This is a genomic window from Streptomyces lothianensis, assembly GCF_047779955.1.
In the GTDB taxonomy this organism is placed as follows: domain Bacteria; phylum Actinomycetota; class Actinomycetes; order Streptomycetales; family Streptomycetaceae; genus Streptomyces.
This window is the reverse complement of record NZ_JBLMKT010000078.1, coordinates 21,879-44,258: the sequence shown is the minus strand read 5'-3', so window position 1 is coordinate 44,258 and position 22,380 is coordinate 21,879. Positions and strand designations below refer to the sequence as shown.

23 protein-coding genes are annotated in these 22,380 nt (G+C 70.9%); 13 read left to right on the top strand and 10 right to left on the bottom strand.

The genetic code is table 11. The features are described 5' to 3' along the window. Positions 1-48 precede the first annotated feature (48 nt). Positions 49-942, top strand: a complete 894-nt coding sequence (locus tag ACLF6P_RS28070) for a sterol desaturase family protein (protein ID WP_415954112.1) — start codon at positions 49-51, stop codon at positions 940-942. Beyond that, a complete protein-coding gene (locus tag ACLF6P_RS28065) occupies positions 939-1,604 on the top strand; it encodes a lysoplasmalogenase (RefSeq protein ID WP_415954110.1) in 666 nt (221 codons plus the stop codon). The genes ACLF6P_RS28070 and ACLF6P_RS28065 overlap by 4 nt, the downstream gene beginning before the upstream one ends. Before the next feature lie 30 nt (positions 1,605-1,634). On the opposite strand, the gene ACLF6P_RS28060 is transcribed toward ACLF6P_RS28065, so the two are convergent. The 3 genes from ACLF6P_RS28060 to ACLF6P_RS28050 all read right to left on the bottom strand — a co-directional run bounded on the left by ACLF6P_RS28060 (position 1,635) and on the right by ACLF6P_RS28050 (position 5,798). Continuing rightward, positions 1,635-2,690, bottom strand: a complete 1,056-nt coding sequence (locus ACLF6P_RS28060) for a CopD family protein (protein ID WP_415954109.1) — start codon at positions 2,688-2,690, stop codon at positions 1,635-1,637. Between the two features lie 77 nt (positions 2,691-2,767). Then, the gene (locus ACLF6P_RS28055; RefSeq protein ID WP_415954108.1) at positions 2,768-4,219 is read right to left on the bottom strand and encodes a CoA transferase; all 1,452 of its coding nucleotides are present in this window, start codon (positions 4,217-4,219) and stop codon (positions 2,768-2,770) included. A 52-nt stretch (positions 4,220-4,271) separates the two neighbouring features. After that, positions 4,272-5,798, bottom strand: coding sequence for a S8 family peptidase (locus tag ACLF6P_RS28050; protein ID WP_415954107.1), 1,527 nt, complete (start codon positions 5,796-5,798; stop codon positions 4,272-4,274). A gap of 365 nt (positions 5,799-6,163) precedes the next feature. On the opposite strand from ACLF6P_RS28050, the gene ACLF6P_RS28045 reads away from it, so the two are divergent. The 3 genes from ACLF6P_RS28045 (at position 6,164) to moaA (ending at position 9,422) form a co-directional block, all read left to right on the top strand. Then, positions 6,164-6,526 (top strand): DUF485 domain-containing protein, encoded by a 363-nt coding sequence (locus ACLF6P_RS28045; protein ID WP_415954106.1) that lies wholly within the window; start codon positions 6,164-6,166, stop codon positions 6,524-6,526. Beyond that, complete coding sequence (locus ACLF6P_RS28040; RefSeq protein WP_415954104.1) at positions 6,523-8,196, top strand: solute symporter family protein; 1,674 nt, start codon at positions 6,523-6,525, stop codon at positions 8,194-8,196. Before ACLF6P_RS28045 ends, ACLF6P_RS28040 begins: the two co-directional genes overlap by 4 nt. A 224-nt stretch (positions 8,197-8,420) precedes the next feature. Beyond that, complete coding sequence (gene moaA, locus ACLF6P_RS28035) at positions 8,421-9,422, top strand: GTP 3',8-cyclase MoaA (protein WP_415954103.1); 1,002 nt, start codon at positions 8,421-8,423, stop codon at positions 9,420-9,422. A gap of 30 nt (positions 9,423-9,452) precedes the next feature. On the opposite strand, the gene ACLF6P_RS28030 is transcribed toward moaA, so the two are convergent. Together ACLF6P_RS28030 and ACLF6P_RS28025 are read right to left on the bottom strand one after the other, a co-directional pair. Then, complete coding sequence (locus ACLF6P_RS28030) at positions 9,453-9,707, bottom strand: hypothetical protein (protein WP_415954102.1); 255 nt, start codon at positions 9,705-9,707, stop codon at positions 9,453-9,455. A gap of 215 nt (positions 9,708-9,922) precedes the next feature. Continuing rightward, entirely contained in the window at positions 9,923-10,306 is a 384-nt protein-coding gene (locus ACLF6P_RS28025; protein ID WP_415954101.1) for a DUF3099 domain-containing protein, read from the bottom strand. 214 nt (positions 10,307-10,520) lie between these two features. Here ACLF6P_RS28025 and ACLF6P_RS28020 point away from each other — a divergent pair, with 214 nt between their 5' ends. Further along, positions 10,521-10,799: a GlsB/YeaQ/YmgE family stress response membrane protein gene (locus ACLF6P_RS28020; RefSeq protein WP_415954100.1), complete on the top strand. Its 279-nt coding sequence runs from the start codon at positions 10,521-10,523 to the stop codon at positions 10,797-10,799. 98 nt (positions 10,800-10,897) lie between these two features. On the opposite strand, the gene tyrS is transcribed toward ACLF6P_RS28020, so the two are convergent. The 3 genes from tyrS to ACLF6P_RS28005 all read right to left on the bottom strand — a co-directional run bounded on the left by tyrS (position 10,898) and on the right by ACLF6P_RS28005 (position 15,315). Next, positions 10,898-12,166 carry a tyrosine--tRNA ligase gene (gene tyrS / locus ACLF6P_RS28015; RefSeq protein ID WP_415954099.1) on the bottom strand — a complete coding sequence of 423 codons (1,269 nt, stop codon included), beginning with the start codon at positions 12,164-12,166 and terminating at the stop codon, positions 10,898-10,900. Between the two features lie 174 nt (positions 12,167-12,340). Then, the gene (locus tag ACLF6P_RS28010) at positions 12,341-13,723 is read right to left on the bottom strand and encodes a metallopeptidase TldD-related protein (protein ID WP_415954300.1); all 1,383 of its coding nucleotides are present in this window, start codon (positions 13,721-13,723) and stop codon (positions 12,341-12,343) included. A gap of 59 nt (positions 13,724-13,782) precedes the next feature. Further along, positions 13,783-15,315, bottom strand: coding sequence for a TldD/PmbA family protein (locus ACLF6P_RS28005; protein WP_415954097.1), 1,533 nt, complete (start codon positions 15,313-15,315; stop codon positions 13,783-13,785). A 129-nt stretch (positions 15,316-15,444) separates the two neighbouring features. Between ACLF6P_RS28005 and fabG the strand changes: the two genes are divergently transcribed. From fabG to ACLF6P_RS27990, 3 genes are all read left to right on the top strand, one after another. Then, on the top strand, positions 15,445-16,161 hold the full coding sequence (gene fabG, locus ACLF6P_RS28000) for a 3-oxoacyl-[acyl-carrier-protein] reductase (protein WP_415954095.1): 717 nt from the start codon (positions 15,445-15,447) through the stop codon (positions 16,159-16,161). Positions 16,162-16,164: 3 nt separating this feature from the next. Continuing rightward, positions 16,165-16,932 (top strand): enoyl-ACP reductase FabI, encoded by a 768-nt coding sequence (gene fabI / locus ACLF6P_RS27995; RefSeq protein WP_415954093.1) that lies wholly within the window; start codon positions 16,165-16,167, stop codon positions 16,930-16,932. Between the two features lie 192 nt (positions 16,933-17,124). Beyond that, complete coding sequence (locus tag ACLF6P_RS27990) at positions 17,125-17,517, top strand: hypothetical protein (RefSeq protein WP_415954298.1); 393 nt, start codon at positions 17,125-17,127, stop codon at positions 17,515-17,517. 79 nt (positions 17,518-17,596) lie between these two features. Here the strand turns inward: ACLF6P_RS27990 and ACLF6P_RS27985 are convergent, their stop codons facing one another. After that, on the bottom strand, positions 17,597-18,280 hold the full coding sequence (locus ACLF6P_RS27985) for a FadR/GntR family transcriptional regulator (protein WP_415954091.1): 684 nt from the start codon (positions 18,278-18,280) through the stop codon (positions 17,597-17,599). A gap of 109 nt (positions 18,281-18,389) precedes the next feature. Here ACLF6P_RS27985 and ACLF6P_RS27980 point away from each other — a divergent pair, with 109 nt between their 5' ends. The 4 genes from ACLF6P_RS27980 to ACLF6P_RS27965 all read left to right on the top strand — a co-directional run bounded on the left by ACLF6P_RS27980 (position 18,390) and on the right by ACLF6P_RS27965 (position 20,959). Beyond that, positions 18,390-19,685, top strand: a complete 1,296-nt coding sequence (locus ACLF6P_RS27980; protein WP_415954090.1) for a CynX/NimT family MFS transporter — start codon at positions 18,390-18,392, stop codon at positions 19,683-19,685. 119 nt (positions 19,686-19,804) lie between these two features. Beyond that, complete coding sequence (locus ACLF6P_RS27975) at positions 19,805-19,921, top strand: SGM_5486 family transporter-associated protein (RefSeq protein ID WP_415954088.1); 117 nt, start codon at positions 19,805-19,807, stop codon at positions 19,919-19,921. 187 nt (positions 19,922-20,108) lie between these two features. Next, positions 20,109-20,321, top strand: a complete 213-nt coding sequence (locus ACLF6P_RS27970; protein ID WP_415954086.1) for a hypothetical protein — start codon at positions 20,109-20,111, stop codon at positions 20,319-20,321. A 119-nt stretch (positions 20,322-20,440) separates the two neighbouring features. Further along, positions 20,441-20,959, top strand: coding sequence for a SixA phosphatase family protein (locus tag ACLF6P_RS27965; RefSeq protein WP_415954084.1), 519 nt, complete (start codon positions 20,441-20,443; stop codon positions 20,957-20,959). A 121-nt stretch (positions 20,960-21,080) separates the two neighbouring features. Here ACLF6P_RS27965 and serB read toward each other — a convergent pair whose 3' ends face one another. After that, positions 21,081-22,301, bottom strand: a complete 1,221-nt coding sequence (gene serB, locus ACLF6P_RS27960) for a phosphoserine phosphatase SerB (protein ID WP_415954083.1) — start codon at positions 22,299-22,301, stop codon at positions 21,081-21,083. Between the last annotated feature and the right edge of the window lie 79 nt (positions 22,302-22,380).

Genomic DNA, 22,380 nt, shown 5'->3' with positions numbered 1-22,380 from the left:
GGTAACTACCTCTAGCCGCGGCCCCACCAGCACCCTTACCGTGCATCCATGCCGAACCTGCCCGATGTGGTCCTGTGGTCCATACCCGCCTTCGTCCTGCTCACGGTGATCGAGATCATCAGCGTGCGGCTGCACCCCGACGAGGATGCCGCCGGATACGAGACCAAGGACGCCACCACCAGCATCACCATGGGCCTCGGCAGTCTGGTCTTCGACCTGCTGTGGAAGATCCCGATCGTCGCGATCTACACCGCGGTCTACGAGCTGACGCCCGCGCGGGTACCGGTCGTCTGGTGGACCGTGCTCCTGATGCTCCTCGCCCAGGATTTCTTCTACTACTGGTCGCACCGCGGACACCACGTCATCCGGATCCTGTGGGCCTGCCACGTCGTGCACCACTCCAGCCGCAAGTTCAACCTCACCACGGCGCTGCGCCAGCCCTGGACCTCGCTGACCGTCTGGCCGTTCTACCTGCCGCTGATCGCCTGCGGCGTCCACCCGGCCGCCCTCGCCTTCTGCTCCTCGGCGAACCTCGTCTACCAGTTCTGGATCCACACCGAGCGCATTGACAAGATGCCCCGCTGGTACGAGTACGTCTTCAACACCCCGTCCCACCACCGCGTCCACCACGCCTCCCAGGGCGGCTACCTGGACCGGAACTTCGGCGGGATCCTGATCATCTGGGACCGGATGTTCGGCTCCTTCGTCGCCGAGACCGAGCGCCCTGTCTACGGCCTGACGAAGAACATCGAGACCTACAACCCGCTCAAGGTCGCCACCCACGAATACGTCTCCATCGCCAAGGACCTGAGGGCGGCGACCAGCTGGCGCGAGCGCGCCGGGCGGGTGCTGCGCGGGCCCGGCTGGTCGCCGGAGCCAGCCACCGCGTCGGCCACCACGTCGGCCGCCGCGGACCTGAAGGCCGCGGAGCGTGTCGGGTGAAGCGGACCCTCCTGTGGGCCTTCGCGGCCGCCGTCACCGGCGACCTCGTGTCCCTGCTCGCCGGCTGGGACCTCGGGCACCTCCTCTTCAAGCCCCTCCTCATGCCGCTGCTCCTCGCCTACGCGGCGCTCCGCAAGGCGCCGCGGCTGCTGCTCGCGGCCCTGTTCTTCGGCTGGGTCGGCGATGTGTGCCTGATGTTCGACGCCGAGGCCGCCTTCCTCGCCGGCATGGGTGGCTTCGCGGCCGGGCATGTCTGCTACCTGGTGCTCTTCGCGCGCCGCGGGACACCGCACGCATACGTCGTGCCGCTCGCGGCGACGTACGCACTCGTGCTCACCCTGACCCTCGTCCTGATGTGGGGCGACCTGCCCGGCGACCTGCGGATCCCGGTCGCCGCGTACAGCCTGCTGCTCACCGCGATGGCACTGCGCGCCGCCGCGCGCTTCGGGCTCGTCGCCGGAATCGGCGGCGCGCTGTTCCTGCTCTCCGACACCCTGATCGCCACGGGCGTCGCCGAATGGCCCCAGCTGCCCCGCCCCGACTTCTGGATCATGCTCACCTACGCGGCGGCCCAGGCCCTCCTGGTCAAGGGCGTCCTGGACGGCCTGACCAGGCGGCAGACACAGACCACCGGAGGCACCCCGAGCCCGGCCGGCGTCTGAGGCCGGGCGAGTCGGACGGGCGGGTTCAGGTCAACCCCAAAGCGGGGGAACCCACCAGATCGGTGCCGGTACCGCCGTGAGCAGCGCCGATACGGCGACCGCGAGGCCGAGGACCACCACCTCGGCCTTCGCGGGCACCGCGGCGGCCCCCGCACCTTTGCGCCCCAGCCGGATCCGCGCCATCACCGCAAGCCCGGCGATCACCACGACGAGCAGCAGCTTGGCCACCAGCACCCGCCCGTACGCCGAGCTGAAGACCGACTCCAGCGGAAGTTTCCGCAGCGTCGAGCAGATCCCCGAGGCGGTGATCGCGGCGAACAGCAGGGCCGCCACCCGCGCGTAGAGCCCGAGCAGTACCCCCGACTGCACCGGCCGTCCCCGCCACAGCCGCAGTGCCCGCAGGACCCACAACAGCCCTCCCGCCCACAGCGCGGCCGAGGTCAGATGCACGAGTGTCAGCCCGCTGCCGAGCAGCGGATTCTCCTCGGGTCCGATGCCCGGATGCGCCCGCAGCGCCTCCGCTCCCACCACCACGGAGAGCGGCAGGAACGCGCTGCCCGCCCGGCGGGTCTGCGCGCAGAACCCGGCGGCGATGAACGCGTTGACCTCGAGCAGCGCGAGCCGCCCGTCCGTGGTCTGCCACAGCCGTCCGGGCGTGAGCTCGGCGAGCGAGTCGGGCGGGATGTTCCCGTTGGCCACGATCAGCGCGAGCCAGACCGCGGCGACGGCGCCCACACAGGCCGCCGTCACCGACCAGTTCGCGGGCCGCGGCGCGGGCGCGTCGGGCACCCGCCGGATGAGCCAGCCCTCGGCGGCCTGCCCCGCGAGTACGCACAGGGCGCCGAACGTGACGGTCCTGAGCAGCGTGACGAGGCCGACCCCGGGCGTGTCCGCCTCGCCCGTCCCGCGCAGCGCGAGGTCGGGGCCGAGCAGCGGCACGAGTGCGGCGAGCAGCAGCAGGACGAGCACCGCCATGCCGCGCCGGAGCGCGGACCCCTGTCCGGCGGCCGACGCGGTGTCGGACGCGGTGTCGTCCCCGGTGTCTTCGTCGGCAGGCGCCGTAACAGGGGGACGGGAAGCGCTCATTGATCGATTTTGACCGGAACGGACAAGTCCAGCAAGCATGGGGTGATTATCGGACAAAACATCCTCGTGGGTGGTGTTCACCCGCCCCAGCGCGCCGGATCCCCACCCCAGACACCCGGCGGAGTCCGCCAGTCGGCGGGCCCTCCCGTAAAGACGAGCGGCGAGCGCGCATGGCGCAGCCGGCCCAGCGCGCTGTCCGTCCCGCCCAGGTGCCGGTCACTGTCGTACGTGCCTTCGGGAGCGGGTTCCGAAGGCAGCGAGCACAGCCAGTGCGCCGTCTGTGCGAGCGCGAACTCCAGCCGCCAGGAGCCGCCCACCGCCCGCCGCTCCGTCAGCGCCCGCAGCACCCCCGCGGCCAGCAGATACCCCGTGCCGTGGTCGAGCGCCTGCGCGGGCAGCACCCCCGGCCTCTCCGGCCCGCCCTCGACGGCCGCGATGCCGGAGGCCACCTGCACCAGCGAGTCGAAACCGCGCCGCCCCGCCCACGGCCCGTAGTCCCCCCAGGCCGAGAGCCGGGCGACCACGAGCCCGGGCCTGCGCTCGGCCAGCGCGGCGGGGGAGAGGCCGAAACGGTCGAGCGCGCCGGGCCGGTAGCCGGTGACCACGGCATCGGCCCCGGCGAGCAGCTCCTCGAACGTCCGCCGGTCCGCCGTGCGCCGCAGATCGAGCAGCGCGGAACGCTTGCCGAAGCCGGTGTCCGCGTGCTGGTCGGGAAGCTCGGGCCGCTCGGGCGTGTCGATCCGCAGCACATCCGCGCCGAGCAGCGCGAGCGACCGGGTCCCGACCGGCCCGGCGATCACCCGGGTCAGATCGAGCACCCGCGGCCGCAGGCCCCGGTCCCGTACCGCCGAAGCCGCGCCCGCGCCCCGTACGACCGAAGCGGCGCCCCCGCCCCGTACTGCGGAAGCCGCACCCCCACCCCGTACCGCCGCATCGTCCACCCGCTCCATGCTCAGCAGCGGCCGCCGCGCCACCGCCGCCCCCTGCTCATGCGCCGCCCACTCCCGTGGGGTGCGCAGCGCGACCGCGAGACCGCCGGCCGCGTACACGGCCTCCTCGATCTCCAGCGACCGCGCCCCGGCCATCGCGGACTCCACCGACTCCACCGACTCCGCGCCCACCCCCAGGGCGGACAGCAACGCCGCCCGGTGCCAGGGGTAGTTGGCGTGCGTGCGCACCCAGCCGTCGGCCGTGCGCCACATCCGGGAAAGCGGCGCGAAGGACTCCGGCGCGCGTCCGTCGATGCGCAGATGGCGTTCGCTGACGAAGGCCGTGGCGACCGCCCCGTCGTCCACCGTCACGGAACCCGCCGCACCGCCCCGTCCGTCGAATTCCGCCGCCGCCAGCGCGCACACCGCGACACAGGCCCGCGCCGCGCTCAGCACCGGCAGCCGCGCGGGGAGCACGTCACCGGCGCCCCGGTGGGTGAGCCGGTGCAGCGGTTCCTCCGCGCCGCCCAGCGTCCTCCAGACGGATGCGATGACATCGGACCCGGTCACTGCGCGGCCTCCTTCGTGGAACAGCGGCATACGGAAAGCGGGCCGCCCCCGGAAGGACGGCCCGCTCCCATGGGACACCGGCTCAGCGCACGGCGTCCAGAGCGTCCACGATGCCGGCCCCGTAGAAGCCGTTCATCCGCCCGTTCCCCTCGCACTCCGCGTCCGCGACCCCGTCGTTGTTCGGGTCGTACGGCTCGGCGGGGCAGCCCGGGTTGTCGGCCTGGGCCTTGAGCATCCACTGCAGCATCGCCGGGCTCGCCCACGGGTACTTGCTCTTCAGGAGCGCGGCCACACCCGAGGCCATCGGGGAGGCCATGGAGGTGCCCTGCTTGTAGCCCCAGTCGCCGCCGGGCAGCGTCGACAGGATCCGGCCGTTGCCCGAGGGGGTGTCCGCCGGGACCCGGCTGTCACCGCCCGGCGCGGCGACATCGATGACGCGGTGCCCGTACGTGGAGTAGAAGGACTTGGCGTCCTTCGGGCCCGTCGCCGAGACCGTCACGACACCCGGCAGCTGGGTCGGGAGGTCCAGGCACTCGCTCGGGTCGATGACCCGCTCGACCGGCTCGGTGTCGTCGGGGCTCGAGTCGTCCACGATCGCGTCGGAGGCGAGGTCGTGGTTGGAGTTGCCCGCGGACGCCACGTGGAGGGTGCCCTTGCGCTGTGCGTACAGCTGGGCCCGGTTGACCGCGTCGACGATGGCCTTCTGGTCCGGGTCGTCCTTGCAGTTGTACAGCCACGGGTCGATGTAATAGCTGTTGTTCGTGATCTCGATGCCCTTGTCCGCGGCGAACATGAAGGCACAGACCACGCTCTCCGGGTAGAAGAGCTGCGTGTCCGGCTCGGAGACCTTGATGCCGGCCACCTTCACGCCGGGCGCGACGCCCGCGATGCCGACGCCGTTGCGCGCCGCGGCGATCTCGCCCGCCACATGCGTGCCGTGGCTCTGGCTGGGGATGGTCGGGCGCCAGGCGCCGGGGGAGGTGTCGGGCTTGCCGCCGACACAGTTCGCGGACTGGGAGGCCGAGAAGTTGGGCGCGAGGTCGGGGTGGGTGTCGTCCACTCCGGTGTCGATCACGGCGACGGTGACGTCGCTGCTGCCCGGGTTGATCTTTGCGGCCTGGTCCGCACGGATCGTCCGCAGGCCCCACTGGTCGGCCTCCAGGGGCTCCTGCCCCTCGCCCGCCTGCTCCGAGAGCTCGGCGACCTCGGCCGCCGAGAGCCGCTCGGTGGCGCCCACCTGGGTGATCCCCGCCGGCTCCAGCGGCGCGGTGCGGGTCGCGCCCGCGCTCTGCACACCGCGCACCTGGCGCATCTGCGCGCCGAAGTCGGGGTTGTCCGAGTGGACGACGAACACGCCTATCTGCCGGTGGGTGACGATGATTTCGCCGCCGGCCCGGGTGATCGCCTTCTTCACCGCGGAGAGGGTGCGGTGGTCCGTCCGCGTGTTCACCACGTACGCCAGCTTCGAACCGCTCTGCGTCGAGGCGGCCGGAGCACCGGCCTGCGGCGCGGCCTGGGCGGCGGCCGGTGCGAGGCCGAGCGCGGCCAGGGCGAGTACGAGGCCCAGCGGGGCGGCGACACGGCGCCGCCTGGAACGCAGATGAGGCATGGGGTCTCCACTTACATCCGTTGTGAGGGTGTGTCCCGGTCGGTACGACAGCACGAAGCACCGCCCTGACTGCGGTGGCAGGCAAGGCGGTTGACATGTACAGCGGATGTGAAGCTATATCGCGCCCGGTGAGCAGGGCAATGGTGCCGGAGGGGACGGGCGGAAAAGTTTCCGACAGAACGGGTGGGGCGTTGAACCGCAACGCGCGCGTCGCCGTGCGGTTGGCAGGGGGAGAGGTCAGCATCAGCCCCCTGCCGGATCACGCCGCGGAGGACGAAACACACCGTCCTCCGGCGCGGCGCGGTCCCCGTTCACTGCGAGGTCGTATGTCCCCATCCACCGCTTCCGTCGCGCAAGGAGTCCCCGTGGCCACCGACGCACCACCGCCCCCGAAGGGCGGGACACAACCCGTGACGCCGTCGACCGAGGCCTTCCGCGAGGTCCAGGAGAGTGCGGAGTTCGGTGAACTGCGCCGCTCGCACCGCTCCTTCGCCTTCCCGCTCACCGTGGCGTTCATCAGCTGGTACCTGCTCTACGTGCTCCTGTCGAACTACGCGGGCGGGTTCATGGGCACCAAGCTCTTCGGCAACATCAACGTCGCCCTGGTCTTCGGCGTGGCCCAGTTCGTGACCACCTTCCTCATCGCCTGGTGGTATGCGCGCTATGCCGCGCAGAAGCTCGACCCGCGGGCCGAGGCCATCAAGTCCCGTCTTGAGGAGGGCGCATGAGCCGCCACGCACTGTCCGCGGCCCTCGACGGCTCCGGGCCTCTGGACGGCTCCGCCGCCTTCCTGGCGGCGGGCGTCGACGTCACCGAGCACCGGGTGCTGATCATCTCGCTGTTCGCCGCCTTCGTCATCGCGACCCTCGGCATCACGGTGTGGGCCGGGCGGCAGACCAAGGACGCCGCCGACTTCTACGCGGGCGGCCGGCAGTTCACCGGCTTCCAGAACGGCCTGGCGATCTCGGGCGACTACATGTCCGCCGCCTCCTTCCTCGGCATCGCGGGCATCATCGCGCTGGCCGGCTACGACGGCTTCCTGTACTCCATCGGCTTCCTCGTCGCCTGGCTCGTGGCCCTGCTCCTGGTCGCCGAGCCGCTGCGCAACTCCGGCCGCTTCACGATGGGCGACGTCCTCGCCTACCGGATGCGGCAGCGCCCTGTACGCACCGCGGCCGGCACCTCCACCATCGTGGTCTCGATCTTCTATCTGCTCGCGCAGATGGCGGGCGCAGGCGCCCTGGTCGCCCTGCTCCTCGGCATCACCAGCGAGGCGGGCAAGATCGCCATCGTCGCCCTGGTCGGCGTGCTGATGATCGTCTACGTCACGATCGGCGGCATGAAGGGCACCACCTGGGTGCAGATGGTCAAGGCGGTGCTGCTGATGAGCGGCACCGTCCTGATCACCTTCCTGATCCTCCTGAAGTTCAACTTCAACCTGTCCGACCTGCTCGGCGCGGCGGCGGACAAGAGCGGATACGGCAGCAAGTTCCTCGAGCCGGGCATCAAGTACGGCACGAGCGCCATGTCGAAGCTCGACTTCATCTCGCTCGGTATCGCCCTGGTGCTCGGCACCGCGGGTCTGCCGCACATCCTGATCCGCTTCTACACGGTGCCCACGGCGAAGGCCGCACGGAAGTCCGTGAACTGGGCCATCGGCATCATCGGCTCGTTCTACCTGATGACGATCGTCCTCGGCTTCGGCGCCGCGGCCCTGGTCTCCCGGGAGACCATCGAGGGTTCGAACAAGGGCGGCACCACGGCGGCGCCACTGGCCGCCTTCGAGATCGGCGGCGGCAGCGGTTCGACGGGCGGCGCGATCCTGCTCGCCGTGATCTCCGCGGTGGCCTTCGCGACGATCCTCGCGGTGGTCGCGGGCCTCACCCTCGCCTCCTCGTCCTCCTTCGCGCACGACATCTACGCCAACGTCATCCGCCGCGGCAAGGCCACGGAGAAGGAGGAGGTCAAGGCCGCCCGCGGGGCCACCGTCCTGATCGGCGCCGCCGCCATCGCACTCGGCGTCCTGGCCCGCGACCTGAACGTGGCCGGCCTGGTCGCCCTGGCCTTCGCGGTCGCGGCATCGGCGAACCTGCCGACCATCCTGTACAGCCTCTTCTGGAAGCGGTTCACCACCCAGGGCGCCACCTGGTCGATCTACGGCGGCCTCGCCTCCTCGGTGATCCTGGTGCTGTTCTCGCCGGTGGTCTCCGGCAAGGACAACTCGATGTTCCCCGGCGTGGACTTCCACTGGTTCCCGCTGAACAACCCGGGCCTCGTATCGATCCCGCTGGGCTTCCTGCTCGGCTGGCTCGGCACCGTCCTGTCCAAGGAGGAGCCCGACACCGGCAAGTACGCGGAGCTCGAGGTCCGCTCGCTCACCGGCACCGGGGCGCACTGACCCCGGGCGCCCCCAGCCAGACGCCCAGCGTCATACGCCCAGCTCACGGCCGCGTCGTAGAGACCTACGATGCGGCCGTGGCGGCAGTCGTGCGATCGGGCCCTGATACGTGTCGGTGCCCTCGCGTAGGCTCGTACGCAGACAGCAAGCCGTACCGAGAAGCAGGTACACGGAAAGCCGTACCGAGCAGCAGAGAGAAAGTCTCGCCAAGGGAGGGGCCCCACGTGCTCATCGACACGTTCGGCCGCGTGGCCACCGATCTCCGGGTCTCACTGACCGACCGGTGCAACCTGCGGTGCACCTACTGCATGCCCGAGGAGGGCCTGCAGTGGCTGGCCAAGCCCGATCTGCTCACCGATGACGAGATCGTCCGGCTGATCCGTATCGCCGTCACCCGGCTCGGCATCGAAGAGGTCCGTTTCACCGGCGGCGAGCCGCTGCTGCGCCCCGGGATCGTCGGCATCGTCGAGCGCGTCGCCGCCCTCGAACCGCGCCCCAAGATGTCCCTCACCACCAACGGCATCGGACTCAAGCGCACCGCCCAGGCCCTCAGGTCCGCGGGCCTCGACCGGGTGAACGTCTCCCTCGACACCTTGCGCCCCGACGTTTTCAAGACCCTCACCCGCCGTGACCGCCACAAGGACGTGCTCGAAGGCATGGCCGCGGCCCGCGAGGCCGGCCTGACCCCGGTGAAGGTCAATGCCGTCCTGATGCCGGGGCTCAACGAGGACGAGGCGCCCGAGCTGCTCGCCTGGGCGATGGAGAACGACTACGAGCTGCGGTTCATCGAGCAGATGCCCCTGGACGCCCAGCACGGCTGGAAGCGCGAAGGCATGATCACCGCCGGTGACATCCTGGAATCGCTGCGCACCCGCTTCACGCTCACCGAGGAGGGCCAGGAAGAGCGCGGCTCCGCCCCGGCCGAGCGCTGGGTCGTCGACGGCGGCCCGCACACCGTGGGCGTGATCGCCTCGGTGACCCGCCCGTTCTGCCGCGCCTGCGACCGCACCCGGCTCACCGCCGACGGCCAGGTGCGCACCTGCCTGTTCGCCACCGAGGAGACCGACCTGAGGGCGGCCCTGCGCTCCGAGGAACCCTCCGACAAGGCCGACGAAGAGGTGGCCCGCCTGTGGAAGCAGGCGATGTGGGGCAAGAAGGCAGGCTCCGGCCTCGACGACCCGACGTTCCTGCAGCCCGCCCGGCCCATGTCGGCGATCGGCGGCTGAGCGGTCAGGGGCCGGTCCGCCGGACACGCCTCACGGCTTGTGCTGTGCGGCTTCCCAGTCGGCGAGCCGCACCACGTCCTTCAGAAACCCCCGCACTCCCAGGAACTGGGAGAGATGCTCGCGGTGCTCCTCGCACGCGAGCCAGGTCTTGCGCCGCTCCGGCGTGTGCACCTTCGGGTTGTTCCAGGCAAGCACCCAGACCGCATCGGCGCGGCAGCCCTTGGCGGAGCACTGAGGAGTCTCAGGGGAGCCGGAGGAACCAGGGGCACTGTCGGGGAAGATCACGCCCCCAGCCTAACCGGCCCGAACATCCGACCGGCCCGAACATCCGTGGGAAAAGGCGACGCCGAGCAGCCACGGGGGGAGCTGCCCGGCGTCGGTCCGTCGCTCCGACGGGGGATGCGGAGCGCGTACGAAGTATGTCACGGGGGACCCCGTGCGGTGCACCGGAACTACATGATTGATCTGAGCTTTTCTTGAGCTTTGCAGACCGGCGCAGGTCAGCCCCGTCTGCCCGAGCCCTTCTGCCCCTCGGGCACCTCGGATTCCGGGTGGGATTCCGCCGGACCGGGCGCGGACGGCGGCGGAAGCATGGGCTGCACGGGCGCGGCGAGGAAGGACGAGGGCAGCGAAGGGGCGTTCTCCCGCCCGGCGTTGGCGATCACGACCGCGATATAGGGGAGCAGCACGCCCGCGACGAGCGCCACGATCGCCACATGTCGCTCCACGTTCCACAGGACCGCCGCCAGGATCACGGACAGGGTGCGGACCGACATGGAGATGACGTAGCGCCGCTGCCTCGCCCGGACGTCGTCCGCGAGGGAATGCCGCGCGCCCGTGATCCGGAAGACCTCGGCCCCGCCTGTCGTGCGCTGCTTCCGCATCACATTCCACCACCCGCTCGCGCTGCCGGACTCTCCCCGGACCGGACACGCTTCCACGGTACGCCCGGCCTGCGCCGCATTCGAGACCGGGTGGGGCGCCGCCGGGGCGCACCGCCTGGGCCGCTCCACGTATGGCTGTGCCCGACATGCGCCGTATGGCGCAGCGGCGGAGACTTGCCGTACTGCTCACCCGTGCGCATTCGAGGAGGCCGTCATGGGCTGGTTGTGGGCGATCATTGTGGGATTTGTGCTGGGTCTGCTGGCGAAGGCGATCCTGCCCGGCAAGCAGCACCTGCCGCTGTGGATGACCACAGTGCTCGGCATCATCGGCGGAGTGGTCGGCAACTCGCTCGCGAGAGGGTTCGGCATCGAGGCGACCCCGGGCATCGACTGGGGCCGGCATGCGCTGCAGGTCGGCGCGGCCGTGGTGCTGGTGTTCCTCGGCGACATGGTCTACAAGGCGGTCAAGGGCGGCAGCAGACAGACCGGCTGAGCTCGCACCGACACGGCAGGCGAAGAGGGGCCGGTCCACTCGGACCGGCCCCTCTTCGCGGGGTCGTACAGCAGCTTTCGCTGGGCCGTACGGCAGTGTCAGCCCGCGACGAGTTCGATCGCCGCCAGGTTCTTCTTGCCGCGCCGCAGCACCAGCCAGCGGCCGTGCAGCAGATCCTCCTCGGCGGGGACGGCGTCCTCGCCGGCGACCTTGACGTTGTTCACGTAGGCGCCGCCCTCCTTGACCGTGCGCCGCGCCGCCGACTTGGAGGCCACCAGGCCGACCTCGGCGAACAGGTCCACGACCGGGCCCAGCTCGGTGACCTGCGCGTGCGGCACCTCGGAGAGGGCGGCGGCAAGCGTCGCCGCGTCGAGATCGCCCAGCTCACCCTGACCGAACAGCGCCTTCGAGGCGTTGATGACCGCGGCGCACTGCCCGGCGCCGTGCACCAGCGTGGTGAGCTCCTCGGCGAGCGCGCGCTGCGCGGCCCGGGCCTGCGGCCGCTCCTCGGTCAGCTTCTCCAGCTCCTCGAGCTCCTCGCGGCTCCTGAAGCTGAGGATGCGCATGTACGTGGAGATGTCACGGTCGTCCGTGTTCAGCCAGAACTGGTAGAACGCGTACGGCGTGGTCATCTCGGGATCGAGCCAGACGGCGCCGCCCTCGGTCTTGCCGAACTTGGTGCCGTCGGACTTCACCATCAGCGGCGTCGAGTAGCAGTGCACCTCGGCCTCGGGGTGCAGCCGGTGGATCAGGTCGATCCCGGCCGTCAGATTTCCCCACTGATCCGAGCCGCCCTGCTGCAGGACACAGCCGTAGCGCCGGTACAGCTCCAGGAAGTCCATGCCCTGCAGGAGCTGGTAGCTGAACTCGGTGTAGCTGATGCCCTCCTGGGACTCCAGGCGGCGGGCCACCGAGTCTTTGGTGAGCATCTTGTTGACGCGGAAGTGCTTGCCGATGTCGCGCAGGAACTCGATCGCGGACAGGCCCGCGGTCCAGTCCAGGTTGTTCACCATCTCCGCGGCGTTCTCGCCCTCGAAGTCCAGGAAGGGCTCGATCTGCGAGCGCAGCCGCCCCACCCACTCGGCGATGACCGCCGGATCGTTCAGGGTGCGCTCAGCGGTCGGGCGCGGGTCGCCGATCTGGCCGGTGGCGCCGCCCACCAGGGCGAGCGGCTTGTGCCCGGCCTGCTGCAGCCGGCGCAGGGTGAGGACCTGGACGAGGTGGCCCACGTGCAGGCTCGCCGCGGTCGGGTCGAAGCCGCAGTAATACGTGACCGGGCCGTCCGCGAGCGCCTTGCGCAGGGCGTCCTCGTCAGTGGACTGGGCGAAAAGGCCGCGCCACTTCAGCTCGTCGACGATGTCGGTCACGGTGGTGGATCTCCTCGGGAGTGGGTGAAGCGCCCGCGGTCACCCGCGAGCGCGTCCCCCAGTCTATGGGGGCGGGGGTGCGGCAGCCGAACGTGTTCCGCTCCGCAAGATCACGCACCCCGGCCCCCTGGCCGCTGAACCCTGGGCCCCTGGCCCCTCACACCTCCTGGCCCCTCACACCCCCTGGCTCACCGAGCTCATGTTGAAGTCCGGGACCCGCAGGGGCGGCATCGCGGCCCGGGTGAAGTAGTCGCCCCACTCGCGCGGCAGCGTCCGCTCGGTGCGGCCCGCCTCAGTGGCACGGCCGAGCAGGTCCACCGGGGACTCGTTGAAGCGGAAGTTGTTCACCTCACCCACCACCTCGCCGTTCTCGACGAGGTACACCCCGTCCCGCGTCAGCCCGGTCAGGAGCAGCGAGGCCGGGTCGACCTCGCGGATGTACCACAGGCAGGTGAGCAGCAGCCCGCGCTCCGTACTCGCGACCATCTCCTCCAGGGAGCGGTCCCCGCCGCCTTCCAGGATCAGGTTGTCGACCTCGGGGGCGAGCGGCAGCCCCGTCAGGTCCGCGCTGTGCCGGGTCGTGAGCAGGTGTGCGAGTTCCCCGTCCCGGATCCACTCGGTGGCCGTCAGCGGCAGACCGTTGTCGAAGACCGAGGAGGTGTCCCCGGAGGCGTGGGCGATGACGAAGGGCGCGGATTCCAGGCCGCGCGCATGCGGATCGCTGCGCAGGGTCAGCCCGAGCCCGCTCAGCCGCTCGCCGACCCGCGTACCGCCGCCCGGCTTGGAGAACACGGTCCGCCCGTCCGCGGCATCGCGGCCCGCCGACGACCAGTACTGGTAGATCAGCAGATCCGCCACCGCCGTCGGCGGCAGCAGCGTCTCGTAGCGCCCGGCCGACAGCTCGATCTTCCGTTCGGCCCAGGCGAGCCGCCGCGCGAGCTCGCCGTCCAGCGCCGCCGGGTCCACATCCGTGAAGTCCCGGGTCGCGCGGCCGGCCCAGGCCGAACGCGTACGGTCGGGAGACTTGGCGTTGAGCTCCAGCGTGCCGTTGGGCTGGTCGTGCCGCAGCCGCAGCCCTGTCGACGTACCGACATAGCTGGATGTCATCTCGTGGTGGGCGAAGCCGTACAGTTCGCGCCCGCCCGAGCGGGCGCGGGCGAAGGCCTCGCCGAGCGCCGGTGCGAAGTCCGCGAAGACCGCCGACGAGGTCTCGTCGGGGGAGTCCGTGAAGTCGGGCGAGGCGGTCCCGGCCGGGACCAGCTCCTGCGCGTCCTCGGCCGGTTCGCCCTCCCGCGCGGCGTGCTCCGCGGCCCGTACGAGATCCGCGAGGTCATCGGCGGTGACGGCCGCGCGCGAGACGACCCCCGAGGCCGTGCCCTCCTTGCCGTCCACGGTGGCGATGACCGTGAGGGTGCGCCCGCGGGTGACACCGTTCGTGGTCAGCGCGTTGCCCGCCCAGCGCAGATTGGCGCTGGACTCCTCGTCGGCGATCACCACACACCCGTCGGCCGTGGACAGCTCGAGGGCCCGCTCGACGATCTCGTGCGGCCTGCTCACCGCGCCCCTGCGGGAACCCGCCCCGTTCGTACGAGAGTCGGCCCCGTTCGTACGAGCGCTCATCGGCCCGCCTCCTGCGTCGTGTTGAGGATGTTCACGTTCTGGAAGAGCGCGGAAGGGCAGCCGTGCGAGACCGCCGCCACCTGCCCCGGCTGCGCCTTGCCGCAGTTGAACGCGCCGCCGAGGACATACGTGTCCGGGCCGCCGACCGCCTTCATCGAACCCCAGAAGTCGGTGGTCGTCGCCTGGTACGCCACATCGCGCAGCTGCCCGGCGAGCTTCCCGTTCTCGATCCGGAAGAAGCGCTGACCGGTGAACTGGAAGTTGTAGCGCTGCATGTCGATGGACCAGGACCGGTCCCCGACCACATAGATGCCGCGTTCGACCCCGGCGATCATCTCGTCCGTCGAGGGCCCCTCGGGCGCGGGCTGCAGCGAGACGTTCGCCATCCGCTGCACCGGCACATGGCCCGGGGAGTCCGCGTACGCGCAGCCGTTGGAGCGCTCGAAGCCGGTGAGCTTCGCGATCCTGCGGTCCAGCTGGTAGCCGACGAGCGTGCCGTCCTTCACCAGGTCCCAGGACTGCCCGGCCACGCCTTCGTCGTCGTAGCCGATGGTGGCGAGGCCGTGCTCGGCGGTGCGGTCCCCGGTCACGTTCATGATCTCGGAGCCGTACCTCAGCTTGCCCAGCTGGTCGAAGGTCGCGAACGACGTACCCGCGTACGCCGCCTCGTAGCCGAGCGCGCGGTCCAGCTCCGTCGCATGCCCGATCGACTCGTGGATGGTCAGCCACAGATTGGACGGATCGACGACAAGGTCATAGCGGCCCGCCTCGACGCTCGGCGCGCGCATCTTCTCGGCCAGGAACTCCGGGATCTGTGCCAGCTCCTTGTCCCAGTCCCACATCGACTGGCCCAGATATTCCCAGCCGCGCCCCACCGGCGGCGCGATGGTCCGCATCGAGTCGAACTCACCGGTGCGCTCGTCCACGGCCACCGCGGTCAGCTCCGGATGCAGCCGCACCCGCTGCTGGGTGGTGACCGTCCCCGCCGTATCCGCGTAGAACTTGTTCTCCTGCACGGTCAGGAGCGAGGCATCCACATGCGCGACCCCCTCGGCCGCGAGCAGCCGCGCACTCCAGTCCGCGAGCAGGCCGGTCTTCTCGGCATCCGGCACATCGAAGGGATTGATCTCGTACGAGGAGATCCACTCTTTGTCGGCGTGCACGGGCTCGGGCGCCAACTCCACGCGCTCATCGGAGCCGGCGGCCGCGATCACCTGCGCCGACAGCTTGGCCATGGCGACCGCCTGTGAGGCGACCCGCGCGGCCGCGTCCATCGACATATCGACTCCGGAGGCGAAACCCCAGGCCCCGCCGTGCACCACGCGTACGGCATAACCGAGATCTGTCGTGTCCGATGAACCAGAGGGTTTGGCGTCCTTGAGCCGCCAGGAGGCGCTGCGCACCCGCTCGAAGCGGAAGTCCGCGTGCTCGGCACCGAGCGCACGCGCCCGGGCCAGCGCGGCGTCGGCGAGCGCGCGCAGGGGCAGCGCGGTGAAACTCGCGTCGAGGACGTGACGGGCTTGGGGCACTTCGGCACCAGCCTTTCTGTAGGGACCCGACAGTGACTGATCCGGGTCACTGTCGGTGACCGATTCTCCGTAACCGTGGCGGGCCAGATAAGTTTCCGGGTATCCGACCACTATCGAAAGGGTGATCCGTTGAGCCGCTCGGTTCTCGTCACCGGAGGAAACCGGGGCATCGGCCTCGCCATCGCCCGCGCCTTCGCCGAGGCCGGCGACAAGGTCGCGATCACATACCGCTCGGGCGATCCCGCGGAGCTGGAGAAGCAGGGTCTCCTCGCCGTCAAGTGCGACATCACCGACAGCGAGCAGGTGGACCAGGCCTACAAGGAGATCGAGGAGAAGCACGGCCCGGTCGAGGTGCTCGTCGCCAACGCCGGCGTCACCAAGGACCAGCTCCTCATGCGGATGAGCGAGGAGGACTTCACGTCCGTCCTCGACACCAACCTCACCGGCACCTTCCGTGTCGTCAAGCGTGCCAACCGCGGCATGCTGCGGGCCAAGAAGGGGCGTGTCGTCCTGATCTCCTCGGTGGTGGGCCTCCTCGGCTCCGCCGGGCAGGCGAACTACGCCGCCTCCAAGGCCGCGCTCGTGGGCTTCGCGCGCTCGCTCGCCCGTGAGCTGGGCTCGCGCAACATCACTTTCAACGTCGTGGCGCCCGGTTTCGTGGACACCGACATGACCAAGGTGCTCACCGACGAGCAGCGCGCGGGCATCGTCTCGCAGGTGCCGCTCGGGCGGTACGCGCAGCCGGAGGAGATCGCGGACGCGGTCCGGTTCCTGGCGTCCGACAACGCTTCGTACATCACTGGTGCCGTCATCCCGGTTGACGGCGGACTGGGAATGGGTCACTGAACCATGGCTGGAATCCTCGAGGGCAAGAAGATCCTCATCACCGGTGTGCTGATGGAGTCCTCCATCGCCTTCCACGCCGCGAAGCTGGCGCAGGAGCAGGGCGCGGAGATCATCCTCACCGCGTTTCCGCGGCCGACGCTGACCGAGCGCATCGCGAAGAAGCTGCCCAAGCCGACGACCGTGCTCGAACTCGACGTCACCAATGACGAGCACCTGGCCGGCCTCGCGGACAAGGTCCGTGCGGAGCTCGGCAGCCTCGACGGCGTCGTCCACTCCATCGGCTTCGCGCCGCAGGACGCGCTCGGCGGCAACTTCCTGGACACGCCCTTCGAGTCCGTCTCGACGGCGATGCACGTCTCCGCGTACTCGCTGAAGTCGCTGACGATGGCGTGCAAGCCGCTGATGACCGACGGCGGCTCGGTCGTCGGCCTCACCTTCGACGCCCAGTTCGCGTGGCCGCAGTACGACTGGATGGGCCCGGCGAAGGCCGCGCTGGAGTCGACCAGCCGCTACCTCGCCCGCTACCTCGGCCCCGACGACATCCGCTGCAACCTGGTCTCGGCCGGGCCGCTCGGCTCGATGGCCGCCAAGTCCATCCCCGGCTTCTCCGACCTGGCCTCGGTGTGGGACACCCGCTCCCCGCTCAACTGGGAGCTGAGCGACCCGGAGCCGACGGGCCGTGCGATCGTCGCGCTGCTTTCGGACTGGTTCCCGAAGACCACGGGCGAGATCATCCACGTGGACGGCGGCCTGCACGCGATCGGCGCGTGAGTCCCGTCCGACCGCTGCGTGCGTGTCGCCCGGTGCCCCGGTTCCCGCGTTTCGCGGGGACCGGGGCATCGCCCGTTCGGGTGTACCTCGCCTGCGGGGGCGCTGTGAACCTCGCAGGCTGGAAGTCCAGTTCGCCCCTTGAGGTGCAGCCGTGGCGGGGGTCGCGGTACGGCCGGGGAGGTGTTTCGCGTGGTGCGCAGGGTGCGGCGGTACGGGGCTCTCCTCGCGGGGATGAGCCTGCTGCTGGTTCTGCCGGCCGATGCCACCTCGGCGGCCGGCTCCTCGCCATCCGGGCCGCCCGTACGTGACCGCGGCGTATCCGTCGCCGCCGATCCCGCCCCCCACCCCCGCCCCTTCGGGGCCTCGTGTCGTACCGAGGTCGACGGGTCGTGGGTCACCGCGTACTGCCACAACCCGTATCCCGAGACGGACCATCTCCGGCTGCACATCGAGTGCGAGCGGTGGTGGGACATCGACACCGACTCCGCCCCGGCAGCGGCCGGACCGGCGGTGACCGTGCGGCTGAGCGGGCGCTGCTGGAAGGAGGTCGGCTCGGCCTGGGTCAGTCACGACCCCGCGCCGTGAGCCGTCACTCAACGACCCCGCGTCGTCAGCCGTCAGCCGTCAGCCGTCAGCCGTCGCCCACGACCCGCACCGTCAGCCGTCACCGCGGCCGGAAGCGCTCCAGACGGCACATGAACGGATAGCTCGCCGCCTCGTCGGCCGCCGACTGAGCATCCCCCGCGCGGATCGCGTCCACGAGGCGCTGGTGGTCCATGTGGTTCTCGGGCCGCAGCGTCTCGCCGATGTCGTCGCGCAGCCAGCCGCGCAGCACGTCGCCGAGGTCCGCGTACAGATCGGTCAGTACGTCGTTGTGCGCGGCCGATACGACCGCGAGATGGAACGTCGCGTCCGCGTCGACGAACGCCTCGCGTTCCCCCGACTCCCAGGCCCGCTCACGCCGCTCGAGGAGCGCGTCGAGCTGTCTGAGGTCGCGCTCGGTGCGCCGCTCGGCCGCCAGCTTCGCCCCGGCCGATTCGAGCGTCGAGCGCAGCTCGGCGATATGCCGAGGATCGGCGGCCGCGAAACGCTGCTGCATCACCCCGGCCAGCTCACTCGTCGCCACGACATACGTGCCCGAGCCCTGCCGGATGTCCAGGAGCCCGTTGTGCGCGAGCGCGCGCACCGCCTCGCGCACCGTGTTGCGGGCCACCCCCAGCTGTTCGACCAGCTCGGGCTCGGTGGGGATGCGTGAGCCGACCGGCCACTCGCCCGAGGTGATCTGGTTCCTGAGCTCGGCGATCACCTGGTCGGCGAGCGCGGAGCGCCGCGGGGACGAGAGGGCCATGGCTCTTCCTTCGGCGGGCAACATCGATGGCGTGGACGACTGACCGTACAGCGACTGCTTCCGCAGCCGACTGGACAGCCAATCATCCCATGATTCTATGATGGCTCTCATGGCCAGTGAGAAGTCGACCGTGCTGCCCGACGCAGCGGCACCCCGCAGCGGAAGCGGCACCGCACACCCCGAGCCCGCCCCGGCCGCGCGCAGCTGGGCCGTGCCCTTCGTGATCGCCGGCATCGTCCTGGCCGCCCTCAACCTGCGCCCGGCCATCACCAGCCTCGGCGCCCTGCTCGAAGAGGTGCGCGAGGGGCTCGGCATGAGCGGCTCCGTCGCGGGCCTCCTCACCTCCGTACCGCCGCTCTGCTTCGCCGTCTTCGGCAGCCTCGCCCCGCGCCTCGCCCGCCGATTCGGCCCGGCCGCGGTCGTCTGCGGCGGCATGGCCGCGATCGCGACCGGGCTCCTGGTGCGGCCGTTCACCGGCAGCACCGCTGCCTTCCTCGCCACCAGCACCCTCGCGCTCGCGGGCATCGCGGTCTCCAACGTGCTGATGCCGGTGGTGATCAAGGAGTGGTTCCCGCGGCGGGTGGGCTCGATGACCGGGCTGTACTCCATGGCCCTGGCGCTCGGCACCTCGCTCGCCGCCGCCGTCACCGTGCCGGTCACCGAGGCGCTCGGCGGCAGCTGGAAGACGGGGCTCGCGGTCTGGGCCGCCCTCGCCGCCGCCGCGGTACTGCCGTGGCTGCCGGTGCTGCGCAGGCACCGCGCCGAGGGCGATGGCACCGGGCAGGCCGCCGCGGAGGCGAAGGCCGCGCCGGCCGTGAGGCTCAGGATCACCCGCAGCCGTACGGCCTGGGCGCTGGCCGTGTTCTTCGGCCTCCAGGCCACCGGCGCGTACATCACCATGGGCTGGATGCCGCAGATCTTCCGCGATGCCGGGGTCTCCGCCTCGGCCGCCGGTGTGCTGCTCGCCGTCACCATGGCGATGGGCGTCCCGCTGTCGTTCCTGATCCCGCGCGTGGCGGCCCGGATGAACCACCAGGGCCCCATCGTCGCCGCGCTCGGCGTCTGCGGCCTGATCGGCTACACCGGCCTGTACATGGCCCCCGCGGGCGGCGCCTGGGTGTGGGCGCTGTTGCTCGGCATCTCCAACTGCTCCTTCCCGCTGGCCCTGACCATGGTCGGGATGCGGGCGCGCACGGGCGCGGGCGTGGTGCAGCTGTCCGCCTTCGCGCAGAGCACCGGCTATCTGCTCTCGATCCCGGGGCCGCTCCTCGTCGGCGTGCTGTACCAGCACAGCGGCGGCTGGGAGCTGCCGATCACGCTGATGGGCGCGCTGCTCGTACCGCAGATCGCCTTCGGCGTACTGGCCGGCCGGCAGCGGACCGTCGAGGACGAGTGCACGGTCTGACTTGCGTTCACGGTTCGATCCGCGGGCAAGGGCTGACGCGCGTGTGCACGGTCCGAGGTCCGTGTGCACGGCCGGACCCCGGCGCCGGGGGAACGTACGAACAGTGCGAGACTGGGCGTATGCCTGTGCTCGATCCGCACCCCAAGAACGGCCAGAAGAAGCTGCTCGTCGTCTTCGGCGCGATGATCGCCATCACCGTGATCATCGGCATCGTGGCCACGATCGCCTCCCCGTGACACCCCCCCCGGGCCCCCGATGGTGGGGCTGTCCCCACCATCCCCTAGGGGGCTGGTGTCAGGGTCAAGTGGGTGGATCACCGGATGGGTCGGGGGCCTTCGCTTCCGTAGATTCATCAGTACGCCGCAGGAGCCGGAGAGCGGGCTCCCAGGACACGGCGTACCGACCTGAACATCCGGAGGCGACATGTCGGCCCCAGCGCACACCCGCTCCCCGCGGCAGGCCCGTGGCGCCGAGATCCGACTGCCCTGGTGGGGGATCGCCCTGCCGGTGATCGCCTTCGCCGCGCTCCTCATGCTTGTGCTGCACCCGGCCGAGGCCCACGCCACGACCGGCGACCCCGCGGTCGGCGATCTCCTCGTCCAGCTCAGGGAAGCCCTCGTACTCCCCGTCCGGTGACCCGGCGGCACCGGACGATCCGACCCGTGCAGGGGGTTTGACGGCCCCTCCTCACCCTTCGAGGGGGAGCGCTTCAAGTCCCTGCGCCCGGGGGAGCGTTTCGTGCGAAGCTGGGACACATGAGTGTCGATACACCGCGCAGGCTCGTCCTCCTCAGGCACGCGAAGGCCGACTGGCCCCAGATCTCCGACCATGAAAGGCCGTTGGCCGAGCGGGGCCGCAAGGACGCCCCGGCCGTGGGCCGCCGGCTCGCGGAGAGCGGGATCGCCTTCGACCTCGCCCTCTGCTCCACGGCCGCCCGCACCCGCGAGACCTGGAAACTCGCGGTGGGTGAACTGCCGCAGCGCCCGAAGACCACGTACGAGGAGAGGGTCTACGACGCCTCTCCGGGCGAGCTGATCGCCGTGCTCAACGAGACCCCCGACGACGTGGCCGACCTGCTCCTCATCGGGCACAACCCGGGGATGCAGGCTCTCGCCGAGATCCTCGCCGGCTCGGCCGACGACGAGGTGCTCGCCCGGCTCAACCGCCGCGGGTTCCCGACCTCGGCGATGGCGATGCTGAGCTTCAAGGGCTCGTGGAAGTCCCTGGAGCCGGGCGTGGGCAGGCTCTTCGACTACTGGGCGCCGAACGAATAGGGCACGGCGCCGGTTCCTGTACGTGACGGGGCCCCGGCATTGTGACGGGGCCCGAACGGGGTGCGGCCCGAACAGGGGGCGGCCCGCGGACCCGGTGAGGACCCGGGTGCGGGCCCGGCCCTCAACCGTCGAGCAGCCCGTCGGCCGCCTCCACCTCCTCGCGGGTGACACCGAGGAGGTACAGGACCGTGTCCAGGAACGGGAAGTTCACCGCGGTGTGCGCGGCCTCCCGTACGACCGGTTTGGCGTTGAAGGCGACACCGAGGCCCGCCGCGTTGAGCATGTCGAGGTCGTTGGCGCCGTCGCCGATCGCCACCGTCTGCTCCAGCGGTACGCCGGCCTCCTCGGCGAAGCGGCGCAGCAGCCGCGCCTTGCCCGCCCGGTCCACGATCTCGCCCGTGACCCTGCCGGTCAGCCTGCCGTCGACGATCTCCAGCGTGTTGGCCTGCGCGAAGTCGAGGCCGAGCCGTTCCCGCAGATCATCGGTGACCTGGGTGAAGCCGCCCGAGACGACACCGACCTGATAGCCGAGCCGCTTCAGGGTGCGCACCAGGGTCCGGGCGCCGGGCGTCAGCCGCACCTCGGCGCGCACCTTGTCGACCACAGAGGCGTCGAGGCCTTCGAGCAGCGCGACGCGGGCGTGCAGGGACTGCTCGAAGTCCAGCTCGCCGCGCATCGCCCGCGCGGTCACCTCGGCGACCTGCTCCTCGCAGCCGGCATGCGCGGCGAACAGCTCGATGACCTCGTCCTGGATCAGTGTCGAGTCGACATCCATCACGACGAGGCGCTGGGCGCGGCGGTGCAGCCCGGCCGAGACCACGGCCACGTCGACGCCGAGCGTGGCCGCCTCGGTGGCGAGCGCGGTGCGCAGCGGTTCGGTCGGGGTGCCGGAGATCGCGAACTCCACGGCGGTCACCGGGTACTTGGCGAGCCGGAAGATCCGGTCGATGTTGCCGCCGGTGGCGGTGATGCACGCGGTGATGGCGGCGGTGGACTCCGCGGTCAGCGGGTGCCCGAGCACGGTCACATGCGAACGGCCCTCGCCGCGCGGCCGGTTGTCGCCGACCCCCGAGATGATCTCGGCCTGCAGCTTCAGGGAGTCGGCCCAGCTGTGCACGGTGGACCGCAGCTCGCCCTCGAGGCCGCCCGCGGGCTCGGTGACGAGCGCGCAGAGCACGATCCGTCCCCGGGTGACGACCTGTTCGAGGTCGACGACCTCGACGGAGAAGGCGGCAAGAGTGTCGAACAGCCCGGCGGTGATCCCGGGCCGGTCCTTCCCGAAGATCTTGACGAGAAGGGTGGGTACGTCGGCATTGGCCTGCGGCATCTGAGGTGCGCTCATGGTGGCACCACGGTAGCGGGCGCGGGTTACGGAACGACGGGGCGTCCCGGCTGCTGGGACGACTGTCGGCCCGTGCGGC